Here is an 18151-nt window from a genome sequence, read left to right on the forward strand (position 1 = left end):
GCCAGATCGGCAGCGATGGCGCTTTCTCGGGTTTTCGGATCGGGGTTGCGGCCCCGGTGCGCACCGGGGCCTCTGTCCCACGTCACCGGATCGTTCCTACTCCGCACCTGATAGGTCGTCCACCAGAAGGTCGAGTGTCGCCTCCTCATGGAGCGCGACCCCGAGGGCGGTCATGGCAGGGGCCAGACCCGGGTCCCAGGCCGCGCTGACGGGCTGGCCGTCGAGCGGTAGCTGAGGAATCCCCGCGGCCTGGCTGCGAGCGGCCAGCTGCTCGTAGTCCTCGGCGCCTATGCGCCATGGCCGGGCTTCGTAACGGCCGATGATCCGGTTCGCCAGGGCGATGCCAGGCCAGTCGAAATCGCCGTGGTACGCGAAACGGCAGCCTGTGGCAGCGAGGGCGTCGAGGAGTGTGAGGACCACCGTGGCGGCGCCGCCCGAGGTGCACACCAGGGGGTGGACGCAGGCGGCGTCCGCCGCGGCTTCCACCACGCGCGGGTTCTCACAGATGTGGATCACTGTTTCGGCAGGTAGTCGCAGCCGCATGTCGTGCAGATCGCGTGGCGTGAGATGGGCTTCAGCCTGGTGGTCGGCTCGCTCCCGCAAAGCCTGCTCCCGCCAGCCTCCGCCGACGGGCCGCAGCCCGTAGGTCAGCACGGTGCTGGAGACCTCGTCCGGTGTGACGGACACCAGGCGCCACAGTGCGCGCCGGCCGGCCGCGTCGCCGGGGAAGTCGGTGCCGTGGGCGAGGGCGATACCACGTTGGACGAGGCGTGCGAGCCAGGTGCCGTCGTCCAGCCCGTGCGCGGACCCGGTCGCCAGGGCAGCGAGTTCTCCTCGGCCTCGGTTGCCACGCTGTTCCGGTCCGAGCAGCACGGTGAGGACCTGCACCGCCTGCCGAAGGGTGCGTACCGCCGTCTCAGGCGTCACACCTCTCGGGACGCCGGTACGGCGGAGCAACTCGTACCACCGGCCGGTCCACTCCTGGCCGGCGAGCGGAGAGGCGTCCAGCGCTGAGGCGAGCGACGACCAGACGTGCTCGCGTCGTGCCACGATGCCCGCGCGGACGGCACGGCGGTCGGTTAGCGGAGGGCCAAGTTCCTCCAGGACCTCTCTGAGCCCGAGTCCGGCCGCCGAGGCGCGCAGCCGCGTGTCGAGGGCGTCGAGGCGCACAGTGACGGCAGCACCCGTGACGGGCTTGCCCAACAGGAGCGACAGGTCGTTGCGCTCCTGAGGGTTCATTGAGGTGAGCCGCAGGGAACCGGTGGCCTGCACGCCATTGTTTTCCAGACGCCTGCGCACCGCTTCCCAGAGCCGGGTGAGCCCGGTACCGGAAAGCCAGTCCCGTGTCGCCGCGGGCAGCTTGCTCATACGGACACCAGACGCCGGTGCCGGCCGTTCCAGGTGTAGTGCAGGGTGGCCACCCCGCGCACATGGGGATCACGGAGGCACTCGTAGATGTGCAGGGACGGCACCTCCGGCCAGTTGCCCATGAGCCGTTCGCTGGTGAGGACGAAGTCGAGGTCGAGATCGACGAGGATCCGCCCCAGCCTCCCGTGGGTGGGTTCATCGACCTTGGCGAAGGCGTCGTCGAGCAGGATCAGCCGCGGCGCGTGGGGAGCCGACTCGGCGAGACTGGTGAAGTGGGCGGCGGCCGCGGCAAAGAGCACGAGGTAGGAGAGCACCCGCTGCTCGCCCTGGCTGAGCCCGGTGCGGCCGGTCAGTTTACGCCGCCGTCCCGGAGCGGCGTCCTCGACCACGAAGGTGTGGAAGCGGAACCAGTCGCGATAGTCCAGCGCGGTCCGCAGATGGGCGGCGTAACCGGCTGAGGGATCTGCCCGTCGGGCATCCTCGATCCGTCGTTGCAGCACCTCGCGCAGCTGCTCGGTCTGCTCACGCGTGCGCAGGCTCGACGGACTGCGCAACAGCTCAACGGCCGCCCGTACGTCTGCGTCGACGTCCTCGTCCAGCTTCCACAACAGCTCCACGCCGAGACCGTGAGAGGTGCGCACGGTCCGCAGGGTGTCGTTGAGAGCCGCGACCAGGTTCGCCGCGGTGATGACCTGGGCCGAGAGATGGTCGCCGAGCTCGCCGGTCAGGAACCGCTGGAACACCTCACGTTCGCGCTCGGTGAGCCGTCCCCGGGCCTCTGCCGCCTGGGCGGCGATCCGCTCGCCCACGGCCGCGACATCGTGAGAGCCGTGGTCGTCGATCAGGCGGCACACCTTGATACCGTCACGTTCCTCCAGTTGCGCGTCGTAGCCGCCGGCCAGTTGGTCGCGCAGTTCGGTGTGTCGGTTCAGCAGGGTGCTGTCCGAGACTTCGCCTTTCGGGCGGCCGAGGGCCTGCTGTACCGCGTCGGCCAGGGTCTGCAGCGCGCGCAGCCGGCTGCGGACGTCCATGGCGGGATCGTCCGCCACGTCCTCGGGCAGTGCGGATCGGTGGAGACCGGCGCCGCGCACCACCTCCGGTCGGCCGAGAGCGCCGCGCAGGGCGCCGCCGGTTGCGATGACCGCGGTCTCCTGAGCGGCCAGCTCTTCGCGCAGGCGCCTCTCCTCCTCTTCCCCGCGCACGCGCCGGTCGTGCAGGTCGTTCCACACACGCTGTGCCGCCGGGACGGCCTGGGCGGCGCGCGCGATGCGCTGCCTGGCTTCCTGCTCGCGGCTGAGGATCTCTTCTTTGGTCGCCCCGATGGCCTCTTCGCGGGTGCGCAGGTCCTGTTGCGCGGTACGCAGCCCGACGAGGCGGAGCTGGTAGTTCTCCTCCGCCGCCCGACGGTCTCTACAGGCGCGTTCGTACCGCTCGGCATCGGCGTGATGGGCGCCGAGCCGCTCGCCCGTCCCGGCGACCGCCCTGCGAAGACGCCCGACGCCGGTGAGCAGGTCAGCCAGCGCGGCGCGTACGGGCTCCAGCTCGGCGGGGTCGCTTGGCAGGTCATGGGCGGTTGCGGTGGCGTCCGCCTCGGCGCGTGCGGCTACGGCGAGAGCGCGGGCCTCCTCGGCCAGCCGTGCCGCGCGGGTCGCCTTGGCGGTCAGCTCACGCAGCGTCCTCTCGTCCGAGTCGACCCTGTTCCAGGCGTCGGCGAGATCGCGCGCCCGGGGGAAGCCCTGCTCCGCTGCCCTGAGGGCCCGGCGCTGGGCATCGGCCTCGACGAGTTCGTGGCGGGCGTCGGCCAGACGCTGTTCCGTCTGCGTGAGCCGTTCCTCCAGCTCGGCCAGGATGCGCCGCCGGGTCTCGGCGCGTACGGCGGCTCCCACGTACTCGGCGTCACTCTTGTGGTGCCGGCCGCTGAGGATGCCCAGACGCCAGCTTCCGTCGTAGTACACCGCATTGTGAGCGGCCGTCTCCGCGGCCGGTGCGAGCGCGATGGCGGTCAGCAGGTGTTCCACCTGCTCGGACGTGACTCTGCACCCAGGCTGGGGTGCTGGGCGCAGGGCCAAGGCGAGGGTCGGCTCGTCCGGCGGCGCCGGGCCGGGACGCAGCAGCGTGTCACGCGTGCCGGGGTCGATGAGGGCGCCGTCCGCGCCGACCCATGCGTCCAGGATCCCGCTGGCTTCCAGCGCCGCTTCCAGACCAGCCCGATGCGCGGAGCCCAGATCGTCCACGAAGTCCACCAGCCGATAGAAGGGCGCCCCCGTGCCTGGTGCCCTTTCGGCGGCGCGGTGGTAGGGGACTGGCGGCTCGGGATCGGTACGTCGCTCCCAGTCACGCTTCTGACTCGCCAGGCGGCCGAGTTCCTCGTCAAGCCGGCCAACGGTGAGTGCGAGGGCGTCGCGGCGCCCGGTGAGTTCCTCGCCGTACGGCTCCAGTGCGGCATGGGCCGCCTGCCACGCCTGGCCGTCGATGTCCGCCGGGAGCGTGCGGTCCACGAACGGGGCGTCGGCGGAGCTCTCGCAGGCGACCACTGCCTGGACGGCATCCAGCGGCGGGCAGTCGGCCCCGACGGTGGTCCGCGTGCGGGCGACCCACTCGGCGACCCGTCGGCCATAGGCACCGCTCTCCTCGGCGACCTTCTCGCGGCCGGCGTCGAGACGGCCGGCGGCCTCTTCCGCCTCGTCTTCCAGTCGCTCCCGCTCGGTGTCGGCCTGCACCGCCCGGCTTCTGGCCTCCTCGGCTCGCGCGGTGAGACGCGTCACTTCCTTGACCATCCGGGCCCGGTTCTTCGCAACCGTCTCGGCGTCCCGCAGCTGTCCCTCCCAGGACCGCAGTCCGTCCTGCACCGCGGCCGTGTCCACGCGGACGACCGATGGCTGCCGCATGATGTGCGCTTCCCCGTTCGGAGCGGTCAGCTCCACCTCAGCGGCCTGGGAGCGGTTCGTGTGAGGCAGGGCGACGGCCTCGCCGAGATGGCCGGTGGGAAGCCCTGCCTTCTCCGCCTGCGTCAGCAGTTCTCGGTGTTCAGTGCCCAGTTCGGCGAGCCGACTGCCGAGGTGGTCGACACCGTCGGCCAGCCGCTCGGCCGCGCCCTCCTCTGCGCCGTGCGCGCTGCTGAGGGCGGTGAAGGCCGCCAGGGCGGCGGTGTGCAGCGCCTCGACCGTGGTGCGGCGTTCGGACAGTTCACGCAGGCTGCGGTAGGCGTGGCTGGCGTGCAGGGCGGCCAGGTCGGTCCTGGCGGCCTCTTCCTCTTCATGCAGGGTCTCCAGCCGGGCTTCCGCCTCCTGCTCCCGCGCCCTCAGCTCGCCGGTTCGCTGTGCGGCGTCTCCGGCCGCCCGGCGTCGCTGCGCGAGGACCTCAAGCTCCCGGCTCACCGCCTGCGCGCAGGTGCGCAGGACTCCGGACAGATAGCCGCGGTACGTGGTGAGGAAGGTACGCAGCGCCGTATCGGTGCGCTCCAGGCGGCCGAGTTCGTCGCGCACGGCGTCGAGGTCGTGGAGGTTGCGCGCGACCGTCTCCACCACGCCCTCGTCGAGTCCCGGCAGGGTCTCGCTCAGCAGGGAGGCGAGTCCACCGTGCTCGATGCGGTCCCCGACCGTGGGCCGCCGCAGCCGATGGAGGAGCTGGGTGAGGTTGCGGTAGCGGGTCGCGTCGGTGATGCCGAACAGTTCCCTGGCCACCCGCGAGCGGTGGACGACCGCGCGGTCGGTGTGGTTGTCGGAGCCGACGATCTCCTTGAGCCGGTCGACCGGCAGGGGCCTTCCGCCCTCGACCAGATGGAGGTCCTCGCCGACGCGCAGCGAGGTGACGAAGAATGTCGCCAGCGCCTTCTGCGTCGACTTCGAGGCACGGATGGCGGCGCCGAGGGTGAGGTGGCGGTGGTCGCCGCCCTCGGTCGTGCCTTGGAACTCCACCCACAGGTAGCCGAGACGGTTGGTCTGCTCGAACCCTTCCAGCATCAGCCAGGGGAGGGTGGTCCGGCCGGTGCCCGTCGCGTCCAGGGCCCGCGAGTCGCCGTCCAGCAGATACGGGAGCAGCATTTCCAGGGCCTTGGACTTGCCCGCGCCGTTCTTGCCGCGGAGCAGCAGCCGTCCGTCGCCGAAGGCGAACTCCTGCTCGTCGTATTGCCAGACGTTCTGGATGCCCGCGCGGTGCAGCCGGAAGCGGGTACCAACGGTCGTCGCGGGGCCGGAACGCGGCAGCGGGATGAGGCCACGCGCATCGGTGGTCACAGCGGCAACTCCTCCTGGACGTCGGCGCCCTTTCGGGCCGCGGTGGCCGGGCGCAGGGTCACGCGGGTGGCGTAGCGTGCCGCCCCGGCCAGCAGCACCCAGCCGTCATCGCCGGGCCGCGCCGCACGGACATCGGTCACGGTGCGCCCCTCCGGTGCCTCTTGGCCGTACCCCGCAGGCAGACCCTCTCCGTCAGCACGCAGTCGGCCGGCGCGGGCCATCAGCCGCATGCGGGCCAGCAGGTCAAGCACGGCCTCCCGCAGGGTGGGGACGTCCTCCAGGTAGCCGCGCTGCCAGTTGCTGCGCTGTCCGTACTCGGTGACCAGTTCGGCCAGCAGCTCGTCCACGAGGCCGTCCGAGACGGCCACGCCGATGACGAGCGTTCCTCCCGTCGCCGGGTGTCCTGGCTCCTGTGGCCGAAGCCGCTCCACGAGCCGTTCCACCAGCAGCAGCGCGGCCTGCGCCACCGTCCCGGTGCCCGGCAGGTGCAGATCCGTCAGCTCGTCCTCGGGGTCCACCAGTGCCACCCCCTCTGCGCGGATCTCCGTCTCCAGACCGAGGAGTTCGGAGAACGCCTGCGCTTCGCGGCGCTGCCGGGTGCGCAACCAGTCACGTTCGGCGTCGGTCAGCTCGTCGAGGTAGACGACGGGTGTCTCGACGAGCATCCGGCGCACATAGGTGCGAGGCCCGCCGAACCCCGGGTCCGCTGCCCGCCGGACCAGGTCAGCCCCGTCACGGGCCTGGGCGAGCGGGCCGGCCACGACGACGCGGGCCAGCTCCCGGTCCACTGTGATCAGGGCCTCTCCGCCCCCGTCCTGCGCGAGCGCGGCCACATGGCCTTCGGTCTCGATGAGGACGCCCCAATCGACCAACAGGCGCAGGGCCGCCACCAGGGTCCGCTTCCCGGCCGCCCTGCCGGTCTCCTCCAGCTCGATCTCCGCGTCGGCCGCGGCGGCCCGGATGTCGGTCACCAGCTGTGACAGCAGCAGTTGCTCGGGGGCGGTCACCAGCACGGACAGGGCCAGCGCGAGGCAGGCGTACGTGTGCGGGGTGAAGGGGGTGCCGGTGGAGCGCTCCAGCCGGTGGCCCGCGCCTGTTCCCAGGCCCGCCTTGAACAGCCGGGCGTAGGAGCTGTCGACCAGCAGACGGTAGCCGAGCACCTGCTGAAACCGCTTGCTCAGCCAGTCGGCATGCCTGCGGATCAGCGGGAAGAGGTCGGAGTGCGGGCCGTCCGAGGTGACCAGCGGTTGGGCGAGCAGCAGCCGGGCGGCGCTGCGGCGCTCGGCGGCCAGGGCGACATCGTGCGTCGAGGGAAGGGTCATGACGCGCTCACCTCCGCATCGCGGTCGGCCATGTCAGAGGAGGTACGGCCGACGTCCAGCTCAAGGTCGTCCAACAACAGGTCGCCGTCGACCGAGTGCAGGACGCACCGGGCGCCCGCCGTGCGTCGCACGGTGAGCCGGATCCCCAGCTCGGCGTCCTCACTGTGCGCCTGGTCGAGGTCGAATTCCGTCGCACCCTTCCCGTCCGTGCCGGCGCGACGCCGGAGCTGCGCGTTCCCGAGTGCGGTGGCCAGCAACTCAAGGAGCAGGCCGAGCGCCGCGGAGGTGAGGCGCACCTCCGCGAACCGCCCCGAGGCACTGCGCAGTTCGTCCGCCGCCGCTGTCCTGGCCGCGGCGCGCTCACGGGCGGCCTCCCGCAGCCGCTGCTTCTGCGCGGAGTGGTCCTCCACCGTGGGCGTCCTGCCCCGCTGGGCGCGGCTGCCCCTTTCCCGCAGGGCCACCGGCACCTCGACCACCGGGCCGGTCCACCAGCTCGTGTATGCGGGCACCACCTCGGCGATGGCCGGAGGTATGCCCAGATGGCGCGCGGCGTAGAGCCCGAAGGCGGCGACGGCGATGTCATGCGCGTCCTGCGGCGCCGCTTCGTCGAACCACCGGGCCAGCCGCAGCAGATCCCTGCGCCGGGACATCTCCCCGGTGGCCGACCGCAGCATCCGCTTGGCGTTGGCGAGCAGCGACTGCAACGCACGGAGGGTGGCGTCCCGCAGTTGATCGACCTGGCTGCCCTGCCCGTCGGTGTCGCTGAACCAGCCGCGCAGGCCCTCCCAGTCCGCGAACTCGCGCCCACGGCTGCGCTGGACCCGCGTCTCCAGGCGGCCGTCGCCCTGCGGTGACAGCCCGGTGAGGCCCTGCGCGTGGGCGTCAAGCCGGTCCAGTAGACCCGGAATGTGCGGCCACAACGTGTCCAGCGCCGCTGAGATCCGGGGTGCGCGGAACGCCACGTCCTCCGTGATCGCCTCGACGTAGTCCAGGAGCAGCTCCTTGAAGCCCTGGTACTCGGCGCTGTCCAGGTCGTACCGGGCCAGCACTTGGCCGAGGTAGGCGTAGAAGTCCCGGATGGAGTCCGCGAATTCGGCGAACTGCACGAACAGCGTGCTGACCCGCTCAAGACCGTCCTGCGGTTCGATGCCGCCGGGCGCGGTGACGAGCTCCGCAAGATCCCGGAGTCCCCGCTCAACCAGGGCGAGCAGCTCGTTGCTCACCTCGCGGGCGGCGTCCGCCTCGGCCAGGACGCCATCGGCGTCCCGCTGGATGCGCTCGCCCAGCTTCGACAGCTGGTAGCGAGCACGGGATCGCTGGTACTCGCTGATGCTGGATGCCTTCACGGTGTGGCTGCTGCGCAGCAGGTTGCCCCACTTCACCAGCTGTTCCAGCCGGACGGTAAGAGTATCGGCGTCGAGCCCGGCAGCAGGGCCCCCGGCCTGGCGCAGCTTCGCCAGGACGTCCGGGACTGCCAGGTCCGCCAGCAGGGTCCCGCAGAAGACCCGCATGATCGCGAGGTGCTCCAGCCGCTCGGGCGCGCTGAGATAGCTGTACGCCTCCAGCCGCCGGCGCGCCTCGCTGTGGACGTCCTGCGGTGTGGCGTTGTGCGCTGCCCCGGGTGCGGGTCCCTCCATGTCTGCGAGGCTACGCGGCGCATGCGGCCGCCGCCGTTGTGTTGCCGAAAATTCCACGGACGCATGCCAGGCGGCAGCTCGGTCTCCAGCCACCCTGCGGCCCGGGACCACAGAGGGGCCCGATCTGCAGTGCAGATCGGGCCCCTCTGTGGTGACTCTGTCGGGGTGGCGGGATTTGAACCCACGACCTCTTCGTCCCGAACGAAGCGCGCTGCCAAGCTGCGCCACACCCCGGTTCAACGGGGACTACTCTAGCCGACCGCCTGGCGTACGGGAAATCAGGTTTCGCGGGGGGTGAGGGTCAGGAGGGTGGCCTCGGGGGGGCAGGCGAAGCGGACCGGGGTGTAGCGGTTGGTGCCGCAGCCGGCGGAGACGTGGAGGTAGCTGGTGTGGCCTGGCGTCTCGTGGGTGGAGAGGCCCTTGACGCGGTCCGGGTCGAGGTCGCAGTTGGTGACCAGGGCGCCGTAGAAGGGGACGCAGAGCTGGCCGCCGTGGGTGTGGCCGGCGAGGATCAGGGGGTAGCCGTCGGCGGTGAAGGAGTCGAGGACGCGCAGGTAGGGGGCGTGCACCACGGCGAGGGAGAGGTCGGCGTCGTGGTCCGGGCCGCCGGCGACCTCCGCGTAGCGGTCGCGGCGGATGTGCGGGTCGTCGAGGCCGGTGAGGGCGATCTCGGCGCCGGCGGCCTTGATGCGGCCGCGGGCGTTGGTGAGGTTGGCCCAGCCGGCGGCGTCGAAAGCGTCGCGCAGCTCCCACCAGGGGTTGCGCGGCACGTTGCGCGCGGGCGCGTTGCCGTTGAGGCCGTGGCGGCCGGAGGCGCGCTCGGCGAGGTAGCGGGCCGGGTTGCGCAGCCGGGGGGCGTAGTAGTCGTTGGAGCCGAAGACGTAGGCGCCGGGGAATTCCAGGAGCGGGCCGAGCGCGTCGAGGGCCTCGGGGACGGCTTCCGGGTCGGAGAGGTTGTCCCCGGTGTTGATCACGAAGTCGGGCCGCAGCCCGGCCAGGGACTGGAGCCAGCGGCGCTTCTTGTTCTGTCCTGACACCATGTGGATGTCGGAGACCTGCAGTAACCGCAGCGGCGGCATCCCGGGCCGCAGGACGGGGACGGTCACGCGACGCAGGCGGAAGGCTCGGGCCTCGTAGCCGGCGGCGTAGGCGACCGTGGCGGCGGAGAGCGCGGTCACCGCGAGCGCGGCTTTGAGGGAGGCCTTCAGGGGAACGGCGTATCGGGCACGCATGGGTCCCATCGTTTCACGACTGCCACAATGGCTCGCATGACCACCTTCAAGTCCCGACTGCAGAGCGACCTCACGACCGCGATCAAGGCGCGGGACGAGCTGCGCTCGGCCACGCTGCGGATGACGCTGGCCGCGATCACCAACGAGGAGGTCGCCGGCAAGGCGGCGCGTGAGCTGTCGGACGAGGAGGTGCAGAAGGTCGTCGCGCGGGAGGCGAAGAAGCGGCGTGAGGCGGCCGAGGCGTTCGAGAGCGGCGGCCGGCCGGAGCAGGCGGCGCGGGAGCGGGCCGAGGGCGAGGTGCTCGCCGGCTACCTGCCGAAGCAGCTGAGCGACGAGGAGCTGGCGGCGCTGGTCGCCGAGGCGGTGGCCGAGGCGCGGGCGGGCGGCGCGGAGGGGCCGCGGGCGATGGGCGCCGTGATGAAGATCGTGAACCCGAAGGTCGCGGGCCGGGCCGAGGGCGGCCGGGTGGCGGCGGCGGTCAAGCAGGCTCTGGCGGGTTGAGCCGTTCGTCCGCCGCACGGGAGCGGGCGGCGCCCGCGAACATGGCGGCGGCGAACATGGCGAACATGGCCACGGTGGCGGCGGCGAGCCGGGTCTGGGCCTTGCGTTGGGCCCAGTACTCGGGCTCGGTGAGGATGATGCGGGTCGCGTCGGCGGTCAACGGGGAGTAGGAGTAGCGGCCGTCGACCGCGTCGATCGAGGCGAGCACGGGGAGCGGGCCCACGGCGACGCAGAGGACGCTCACCAGCAGGAGCCCGCCGGCGGCCCAGGCGAGGGGGCGGGGCACCGACCAGAGGGCCCCGGCGGCTCGCTCGACGCGGCCCGCCCGCGCGAACGAGAAGATCGCGGCGACGAACACCAGCAGGACGAGGATGGCGAGGACCGGCACGGTGCTCACTGGTAACAGTGGGGCGCCGGGTAACAGCGCGAGCGCCATGACCAGGACGCAGGCGCCGCAGAGGGTCAGGGCGAGTGGCACGGGACGGCCTCCTCAGGTCGGGCGGCGGCGGACGGCGATGGCGGTGGCGAGGACGGTCGCGGCCGCCAGGGTCATGACGACCGGGTTCATGTACCCGGGCACCGTGTCGATCGAGTGCCCGTCCTGCCAGCGGCAGACGTAAACGAGTGGCAGGTAGCTCTCGTCAGCGTCGGAGAAGAGTGGCTGGACGATGGAGGGCGCGACGGTGCCGTAGCGCTCCTCGGAGCACTCGGGGAAGGGGCCCTCGCTGTTGAGCATGTTGAGCAGGCCGAGGAAGTAGGCCCCGGCGGTGAGCCCGAGCAGGAGCAGGGCCCGTGAGCGACCAGGACCATCTCCTGCCGAGGCCGACGGCGATGCCGAGCCCGAGGATCAGGACGAGGGCGGACACGAGTGAGGCCCAGAAGAGTACGTCGTACACCCCTGGGCCTCCTCACCTCGTCCGGCTGTGGGTCAGTCTCGGCCTCGGCCGCCTCCGTTGCCGTTGCCCCAGGTGTCGGGCCACTCGATGTCGGGGAAGTCCGGGATGTCGGGGATGCCGGTGTCGCCGGAGTCGTTGCCCCCGCCGCCGTTGCCGTTACCGCCGCCGTTGTCGTTGTCCCGGTCGTCCTCGTCGCGGTCGCGGTCGCGGTCACGCTCGCGGTCGCGGGCTCGGGGGACGTCGACCTCGTTGAACTGGTTGTTCGGGACGCCCTGCAGGGCGCCGATCATCGCGCTGCGCCAGATCGGGCCGGCCACGCCGGCGCCGCTGGCGCGTTCGTAGTACTGGCCGCCGATGGTGATGTCCTCCATCGAGATCAGTTCGTTGAGGCCGCCGACCCGGACCGCGGTGGAGACGTCCGGGGTGTAGCCGACGAACCACACGTTCTGCCGCTCGTCGGTGGTACCGGTCTTGCCGGCGTTGTCGCGGTCGGTGAGGCCGACCGCCTGGCCGGTGCCGTCCTCCAGCACGCCGCCGAGCATCTCGTTGATGGTGTCGGCGGTGTTCGCGGACATCACCGGGGAGCACTCGGACTCGGGGACGTCGAGTTCCTCGCCCTCCGCGTTGGTCACCGAGGTGATCGCGACGGGGGTGCAGTAGGTGCCGCGGTTGGCGAACGTCGCGTAGGCGTTGGCCATCATCAGCGGGCTGGTCTCGTGGGCGCCGAGGGTGGCCGCGGCGTCGGCGGGGATCGGGTCGCCGTTGCCGAGCCTGACGCCCAGGTCACCGGCCATCTGGATGGTGTCGCACAGGCCGGCCTGCTGCTCGAGAAGGGCGAAGTAGGTGTTGATCGACTCACCGAGCGCGGAGGTCATGTCCCACTCGCCCTGCTCGTCCTCGCGCTCGTTGTTGACCTCCCACTCGCCGGTGCCGGTCGGGCGGTTCTCGCAGTCCCGGAACTCCGACTGATCGAGGATGACCTGGTTGTCGGTCTCGTAGGTCTGGGCGGGCGAGATGCCGTTCTCCAGCGCCGCGGCGGCCGTGAACGGCTTGAAGGTGGAGCCGGTCTGGAAGCCGTTGTCCGGACCGCCCATGGCGGCCGGGACGTTGAGGTTGATCGCCGTCTGGTTCTGCGTGGCGTCGACCCCGTACGGCTTGCTCTGCGCCATGGAGAGGATGCGGCCGGTGCCGGGCTCCACCTGGACGACCGAGGCGACGATCGGGTCGGTCTCGGCGGCGCCCTCACGGGCCGCCGCCGCGGCGGCGGCCTGGGCCTGGGGGTCGAGGGTGGTCTGGATGGTGAGGCCGCCGAGGCGCCAGAGGGCCATGCGGTCGTCCTCGGTCTCGCCGAAGACCGGGTTGTTCAGGATCTCCTGGCGCACGTAGTCGCAGAAGAAGCCGGAGTCGTCGACGGCGGTGGTGCAGCCGGTGCGCGGTTCGCTGACGTCGAGGCCGAGGTCCTGCTCGGCGGCCGCGTCGGCCTCCTCCTGGGTGATCGCGTCGTTGTCCACCATGCGCTGGAGGACGACGTTGCGCCGGTCAAGGGCCGTCTCGGGGTTGACCGTCGGGTCGTAGCGGGACGGGGACTGGACCAGGCCGGCCAGCATGGCGGCCTCGTGGAGTTCGAGGTCGGCGGCCGGCTTGGAGAAGTACCGCTCGGCGGCGGCCTGGATGCCGTACGCCTGCTGACCGAAGTACGTGATGTTCAGGTAGTTCTCCAGGATCTCGTCCTTGGTGAGCTCCTGTTCGAGCTGGATCGCGTACTTGATCTCCTGGATCTTGCGGCCGAGGCCGGCGGCGCCGGTCTGCTGGGTGGCCTCGGCGATCGCCTCCTGGTCGTCGCCCGCGGCCTCGACGAAGACGTTCTTCACGTACTGCTGGGTGAGGGTGGAGGCGCCCTGCTCCACGGAGCCCGAGCCGAGGTTGGTGGTCAGCGCGCGGATGATGCCCTGGAGGTCGACGGCGCCGTGCTCGTAGAAGCGGGCGTCCTCGATGGCGACGACGGCCTGCGGCACGATGCCCATCGCGTCGAGGTCGACGACGGTCCGGTTGCGGAAGGAGACCTCGGCGATCTGGTTGCCCTCGGCGTCCAGGATGGTGGACGTCTGGCTGAGCGGGGGGCGCTCCATCTCGGCGGGGATCTCGTCGAAACCCTCCATGGTGCCGCGCGCCGCGAGGCCGAGCGCGCCCACCGCCGGCAGCGCGAGGCCGGCGAGAACCGCGCCGGACACCGCGCTCACCCCGAGGAACCTGGCGATCTGCCCCGCGGCGTTCTGCCCGCCGCCCGGCCGCTTGCTACCCATGGCGCAAGCCTACGGTCTCGAACACCGGACTCGGGAGCCGGCGTTCCCCTAGGCTGGCCGAAAGCCGTCCGCTTCCCGGCACCCCGCCTATCACTCTTTCGAGTGAACTTGGGTGTGGGGTAGTCGGAATGGGCCATCCAACGTTGGCCTGGTGGGGGTGTTGGCGGTCGCCGCGGCTTACGTAACGTCCTCCGCATGAGTCTGGCTACCGACCGGAGTGAGCGGGGCGAGATGCGTGACGGGCGCGGCGGTTGGACCGCGCGGGCGGCCTGCCGCAAGGCGGACCCCGACGAGCTGTTCGTCCAGGGCGCGGCGCAGAACCGGGCCAAGGCGGTGTGCAACGGCTGCCCGGTGCGGACCGAGTGCCTGGCCGACGCGTTGGACAACCGGGTGGAGTTCGGCGTCTGGGGCGGCATGACGGAGCGGGAGCGGCGGGCGTTGCTGCGGCGGCGGCCGACGGTGACGTCCTGGCGGCGGCTGCTCGAGTCGGCGCGCAGCGAGTACGAGCGGGGCGCCTGCGAGCGGGACGGGTACGAGCGGGGTGAGGGGTTGGCGCGGGTCAGCTGAGGGACGGTTCGGCGCCGTCGGTCTGGCCGAGGCGGTCGCCGATGGCGCGCAGCCCGGCGAGGTCGTGCACGTCCTCCGAGAGCGCGGGCACCTCGACGACCGGCACCCTGGGGTGCACGGCGGTGAACCGGGCCATGGTGCGGGCCTCGCGGGTCAACTGGCGCATGCGTTCCGCGTGCACCCGCAGCAGCCCGGCGGCGCGGGCGTCGTCCTCGGTGTCGGACGCCTCCAGGACCTCGGCGGCGGCGACGGCGCGCTCCGCGGAGAGGTGGGCGGCGTCCGAGGTGTGCACGCGGTTGAGGACGAGGCCGGCGAGCGGCATCCGCTCGGTGGCGAGCCGCTCCACGAAGTAGGCGGCCTCGCGCAGCGCGTCCCGCTCCGGCGCGGCGACGACGAGGAAGGCGGTGCCGGGCGCCTGGAGCAGCTGGTAGGTGGCGTCGGCGCGGGTGCGGAAGCCGCCGAACATGGTGTCCATGGCGGCCACGAAGGTCTGCACGTCGCGCAGCAGGGCGGTGCCGAGCACCTTGCCGAGCGTGCCGGTGACGAGGGACAGGCCGGCCATGCCGAGGCTCATCACCTTGCGGCCGGCCCGGCCGCCGGCCTTGGCCGGGGCCATCAGCACCCGGATGAACCGGCCGTCGAGGAACGAGCCGAGGCGCTGCGGGGCGTCGAGGAAGTCGAGCGCGGAGCGGCTGGGCGGGGTGTCCACGACGATCAGGTCCCACTCGCCGCGGGCCGAGAGCTGGCCCAGCTTCTCCATCGCCATGTACTCCTGGGTGCCGGCGAATCCCGCGGAGAGCGACTGGTAGAAGGGGTTGTCGAGGATCGCCCGGGCGCGGGCGGGGTCGGCGTGCGCCTCGACTATCTCGTCGAAGGTCCGCTTCATGTCGAGCATCATCGCGAACAGTTCGCCGCCGGCCGACGTGTCGATCCCGGGGACGGGGCGTGGCACGTTGTCCAGCTCGGTGAGGCCCATGGACTGCGCGAGCCGTCGCGCCGGGTCGATGGTCAGCACGACGACGCGCCGGCCGCGCTCTGCGGCGCGCACGGCGAGGGCGGCGGCGGTCGTCGTCTTCCCGACCCCGCCGGAGCCGCAGCAGACGACGATGCGGGTGCCGGGGTCGTCGAGCAGGGGGTCGATCTCCAGCGGGTCGGTCTCGGCGGCGAGCGCCGGCGCCGGCGCCTGGCCGGTGGGGCGAGCCGCCTCGCCGGCGGCGCCAGCGGGGCGGCGTGCGCCGGGCACGGCCGTGGCAGCGGCCTGCGGCCGCACGGCCGGGAGCGGCGCGGCAGCGCCGACGGGCGGCTCCGCCCCGCGGCGAACGGTGGCGGCGGAGGCCGGTGCGGGTGCCGCCTCGCCGGCGGCAGCGAGGCCGGAACCGGCCGCACCGAGGCACGGCTCCGTCGCGGGGCGAGCGGCGGGGGTGGACGCCGGCGCGGGTCCTGGCCTCGCGGCCGTTGCCGCCTCGTCGGCGAGGCCAGCCGCCTGGCCGGCGGCGCCGGCGGGGCGGCGTGCGCCGGGCACGGCCGTGGCAGCGGCCTGCGGCCGCAGGGCCGTGCGTGGCGTCTCGGCGGCGGTGGCCGCCGGGCGTGGGGGGTGGGGAAGGAGCCGCATGGTCACCAGTCCTGGGCGCGGAGGAGGCGGGCCAGCCGGTAGAGGCCGGCGATGTCGACGCCGTCGGGGAGGAGGGGGAGTTCGCGGACGGGGAGGTCGAGGCGGGCGAGTTCGGCGCGTTGGGCGGCTTCGAGGGAGAGGCGGGTGGCGTGTTCGCGGCCCTGGGTGAGGAGCGGGCCGGTCAGCGTGGTCGGGTCCTTCAGGCCGGCGCCGGTCAACGCGGCGGTGAGGGCGGCCGGTTCGGGGAGGGTCGCGGCGGCGTCGGCGACGGGGGCGCGGACCATGTTGACCACCGCGCCGCCCACCGGGAGGTCGGCCGCGCGGAGTTCGGCCACCCCGTCGGCCGTCTCCTGGACCGGCATCTCCTCCAGCAGCGTCACCAGGTGCACCGCCGTCTCGGCCGATTTCAGCACCCGCATCACGGCCTGCGCCTGGTGGTGGATGGGACCGGTCCTGGTGAGGCCCGCCACCTCGTCGTTGACGGCGAGGAAGCGGGTGACGCGGCCGGTCGGCGGCGCGTCCATCACGACGGCGTCGTAGGCCCAGCCGCCGTCCGGGGAGCGCCGCCGGACCGCCTCGCAGACCTTGCCGGTGAGCAGCACGTCCCGCAGTCCTGGCGCCACGGTCGTCACGAAGTCGATGGCGCCGATGCGGCGGAGGGCGCGCCCGGCGCCGCCGAGCTTGTAGAACATCTGGAGGTAGTCGAGCAGCGCCCGCTCGGCGTCGATGGCGAGCGCGAACACCTCGCCGCCGCCGGGGCCGATGGCGATCCGGCGTTCCTCGTAGGGCAGCGCCTCGGTCTCGAAGAGCTGGGCGATGCCCTGCCTGCCCTCGACCTCGACCAGCAGGGTCCGCCGCCCCTCCTCGGCCAGGGCGAGCGCGAGGGCGGCGGCGACGGTGGTCTTGCCGGTGCCGCCCTTGCCGCTGACCACGTGGAGTCTGCGCACCGATGTCACATCGGCGAGCCTAAGCGACGACGAACGACTCGATGGCGCGGGCGAGGCTCGCGCTGCCGTGGCCCTCGGCGGCCTGCCGTTCGAAGAGGTCGAGCAGCGGCGCGAGCAGCCGGTCGTCGACGCCGCGCGGCCGGCCGGCGGTGAGGATGGCGCCCAGGCCGGCGCGGTTGATGTCGATGGTGGAGGTCTCGGTGGCGTCGTAGTCGGCGGCGTCGATCTCGCGGGCGAACTGGGGGAGGGTGGCGACGGCCGAGGTGAGCCAGCGGGTCATCGGTTCGGTGATCTCGGCGCCGCTGATGCCGGCGGTCCTGGCGAGGGCGATGCCGTGGAAGAAGCCGGCGAACATGCCGTACATGGCGGCGAGCACGGCCATGTCCTGGACGGAGGCGAGCGTCGGGTCGGTGCCGGCGAAGAGGCCGGCGCCCAGGGTGGGGTCGAGGATCTCGCGGGCGGTGTCGAAGGCGGCGCGTGAGCCGCTGTAGAGGACGAACGCCTCGGAGGTGCCGATGGTCTGGGGCACGGCGTAGACGGCGCCGTCCAGGTAGCGGGCGCCGTGTTCGGTGGCCCAGTCGGCCAGCTCCCGCACCGGTTCGGGGGTGCCCGAGGTGATGTTGACGAGGGTCCGGTCGGCGAGCGCGCCGGCGGCGGGGGCGAGGACGCTGGTGGCGGCCGGGTAGTCGAGCACGCAGACGACGACCAGCGGGCTGGCGGCCACCGCCTCGGCGACCGTCTCGGCGCGGCGCGCGCCGCGCGCCACCAGGGCGTCGGCCCGGCCGGGGGTGCGGTTCCAGACGGTGGTGGGGTGGCCGCGGTCGACCAGCGCCCCGGCGAGGGCCCGGCCGAGGTTGCCGAGGCCGATGACGGTGACCGGGGTCGGGGCCTGGGTCGGGGCCTGGATCGGGGTGGTGCCGCTCATGGGACGCGCTCCTTCGGTGGTGGGGGTCGGTGTCGCAACCCACGGTGCGAGTACCGGCTGTCGGAGCGCTGTCGGAACGCTGTCGGCGCCCACGCCAGTTGTACGATGAGCGTCGAACTAAGGGACGAGCGAAGGGAACGGCCATGACCGCCCTGCCGACCGAGCTGCGCGACCTGATCGCCTCGGGACCCATGGCGCACCTGACCACCATCAACGCCGACGGCAGCCCTCAGGTGACCGTCGTCTGGATCGGGTTGGACGGCGACGACGTGGTCAGCGGCCACCTGAGCTGGTACGCGAAGCTGCGCAACATCGAGCGGGACCCGCGGGTCGTGCTGTCCTTCGACGCCCCGCGCGTGCCCGGCGTCTTCCTCAACGAGTACGCGGTGCTGCGCGCCCGGGCCACCGTCGAGCCGCGCGAGGACGCGTGGGACCTGCTCGACCGGCTGGCGAAGGTGTACATGGCGCCGGACGCCGAGTTCCCCGCGCCCAGGGCCCCGGGTTACGTCGTGCGGTACCGGGTGGAGCGCGTCGGCGGCGTCGGCCCCTGGGCGCCCGCGCGCCGGTAGCCGGCCGGCGGCCGGCGGCCGGCGGCCGGCGGCCGGC

General features: G+C 72.6%; 14 protein-coding genes and 1 tRNA gene. 3 read left to right on the forward strand and 12 right to left on the reverse strand.

Annotated features, from left to right (window positions below; translation table 11 throughout):
- Positions 1–96: 96 nt before the first annotated feature.
- The 6 genes from ACFWI8_RS08265 to ACFWI8_RS08290 all read right to left on the reverse strand — a co-directional run bounded on the left by ACFWI8_RS08265 (position 97) and on the right by ACFWI8_RS08290 (position 9794).
- The gene (locus tag ACFWI8_RS08265; RefSeq protein ID WP_387087227.1) at positions 97–1368 is read right to left on the reverse strand and encodes a TIGR02679 family protein; all 1272 of its coding nucleotides are present in this window, start codon (positions 1366–1368) and stop codon (positions 97–99) included.
- On the reverse strand, positions 1365–5603 hold the full coding sequence (locus tag ACFWI8_RS08270) for a TIGR02680 family protein (protein WP_387087229.1): 4239 nt from the start codon (positions 5601–5603) through the stop codon (positions 1365–1367). The genes ACFWI8_RS08265 and ACFWI8_RS08270 overlap by 4 nt, the downstream gene beginning before the upstream one ends.
- A complete protein-coding gene (locus ACFWI8_RS08275; RefSeq protein ID WP_387087231.1) occupies positions 5600–6925 on the reverse strand; it encodes a TIGR02678 family protein in 1326 nt (441 codons plus the stop codon). Before ACFWI8_RS08275 ends, ACFWI8_RS08270 begins: the two co-directional genes overlap by 4 nt.
- Positions 6922–8562 carry a TIGR02677 family protein gene (locus tag ACFWI8_RS08280; RefSeq protein ID WP_387087233.1) on the reverse strand — a complete coding sequence of 547 codons (1641 nt, stop codon included), beginning with the start codon at positions 8560–8562 and terminating at the stop codon, positions 6922–6924. The genes ACFWI8_RS08275 and ACFWI8_RS08280 overlap by 4 nt, the downstream gene beginning before the upstream one ends.
- A gap of 160 nt (positions 8563–8722) precedes the next feature.
- Positions 8723–8796 (reverse strand) — tRNA-Pro (locus ACFWI8_RS08285).
- A gap of 44 nt (positions 8797–8840) precedes the next feature.
- A complete protein-coding gene (locus tag ACFWI8_RS08290; protein WP_387087235.1) occupies positions 8841–9794 on the reverse strand; it encodes a metallophosphoesterase in 954 nt (317 codons plus the stop codon).
- Positions 9795–9830: 36 nt separating this feature from the next.
- Between ACFWI8_RS08290 and ACFWI8_RS08295 the strand changes: the two genes are divergently transcribed.
- Positions 9831–10295, forward strand: coding sequence for a GatB/YqeY domain-containing protein (locus ACFWI8_RS08295; RefSeq protein WP_387087237.1), 465 nt, complete (start codon positions 9831–9833; stop codon positions 10293–10295).
- On the opposite strand, the gene ACFWI8_RS08300 is transcribed toward ACFWI8_RS08295, so the two are convergent.
- From ACFWI8_RS08300 to ACFWI8_RS08310, 3 genes are all read right to left on the reverse strand, one after another.
- Positions 10273–10773 (reverse strand): hypothetical protein, encoded by a 501-nt coding sequence (locus ACFWI8_RS08300; RefSeq protein WP_387087239.1) that lies wholly within the window; start codon positions 10771–10773, stop codon positions 10273–10275. The genes ACFWI8_RS08295 and ACFWI8_RS08300 overlap by 23 nt on opposite strands.
- Before the next feature lie 12 nt (positions 10774–10785).
- Positions 10786–11031 (reverse strand): hypothetical protein, encoded by a 246-nt coding sequence (locus ACFWI8_RS08305; RefSeq protein WP_387087241.1) that lies wholly within the window; start codon positions 11029–11031, stop codon positions 10786–10788.
- A gap of 192 nt (positions 11032–11223) precedes the next feature.
- Positions 11224–13494 carry a transglycosylase domain-containing protein gene (locus ACFWI8_RS08310; RefSeq protein WP_387087243.1) on the reverse strand — a complete coding sequence of 757 codons (2271 nt, stop codon included), beginning with the start codon at positions 13492–13494 and terminating at the stop codon, positions 11224–11226.
- Between the two features lie 231 nt (positions 13495–13725).
- Between ACFWI8_RS08310 and ACFWI8_RS08315 the strand changes: the two genes are divergently transcribed.
- The gene (locus tag ACFWI8_RS08315) at positions 13726–14061 is read left to right on the forward strand and encodes a WhiB family transcriptional regulator (protein WP_387087293.1); all 336 of its coding nucleotides are present in this window, start codon (positions 13726–13728) and stop codon (positions 14059–14061) included.
- On the opposite strand, the gene ACFWI8_RS08320 is transcribed toward ACFWI8_RS08315, so the two are convergent.
- The 3 genes from ACFWI8_RS08320 to ACFWI8_RS08330 all read right to left on the reverse strand — a co-directional run bounded on the left by ACFWI8_RS08320 (position 14054) and on the right by ACFWI8_RS08330 (position 17545).
- Positions 14054–15208 (reverse strand): ArsA family ATPase, encoded by a 1155-nt coding sequence (locus tag ACFWI8_RS08320; protein WP_387087295.1) that lies wholly within the window; start codon positions 15206–15208, stop codon positions 14054–14056. The two genes, ACFWI8_RS08315 and ACFWI8_RS08320, sit on opposite strands and share 8 nt — an antisense overlap.
- Before the next feature lie 467 nt (positions 15209–15675).
- Positions 15676–16620: an ArsA family ATPase gene (locus ACFWI8_RS08325; RefSeq protein WP_387087245.1), complete on the reverse strand. Its 945-nt coding sequence runs from the start codon at positions 16618–16620 to the stop codon at positions 15676–15678.
- Positions 16621–16639: 19 nt separating this feature from the next.
- The gene (locus ACFWI8_RS08330; RefSeq protein ID WP_387087247.1) at positions 16640–17545 is read right to left on the reverse strand and encodes an NAD(P)-dependent oxidoreductase; all 906 of its coding nucleotides are present in this window, start codon (positions 17543–17545) and stop codon (positions 16640–16642) included.
- A 143-nt stretch (positions 17546–17688) separates the two neighbouring features.
- On the opposite strand from ACFWI8_RS08330, the gene ACFWI8_RS08335 reads away from it, so the two are divergent.
- Positions 17689–18114 (forward strand): PPOX class F420-dependent oxidoreductase, encoded by a 426-nt coding sequence (locus ACFWI8_RS08335; protein WP_387087249.1) that lies wholly within the window; start codon positions 17689–17691, stop codon positions 18112–18114.
- Positions 18115–18151: the final 37 nt, after the last annotated feature.

It is taken from the genome of Streptomyces sp. NPDC127098 (assembly GCF_042722465.1).
Lineage (GTDB): Bacteria > Actinomycetota > Actinomycetes > Streptomycetales > Streptomycetaceae > Streptomyces > Streptomyces millisiae.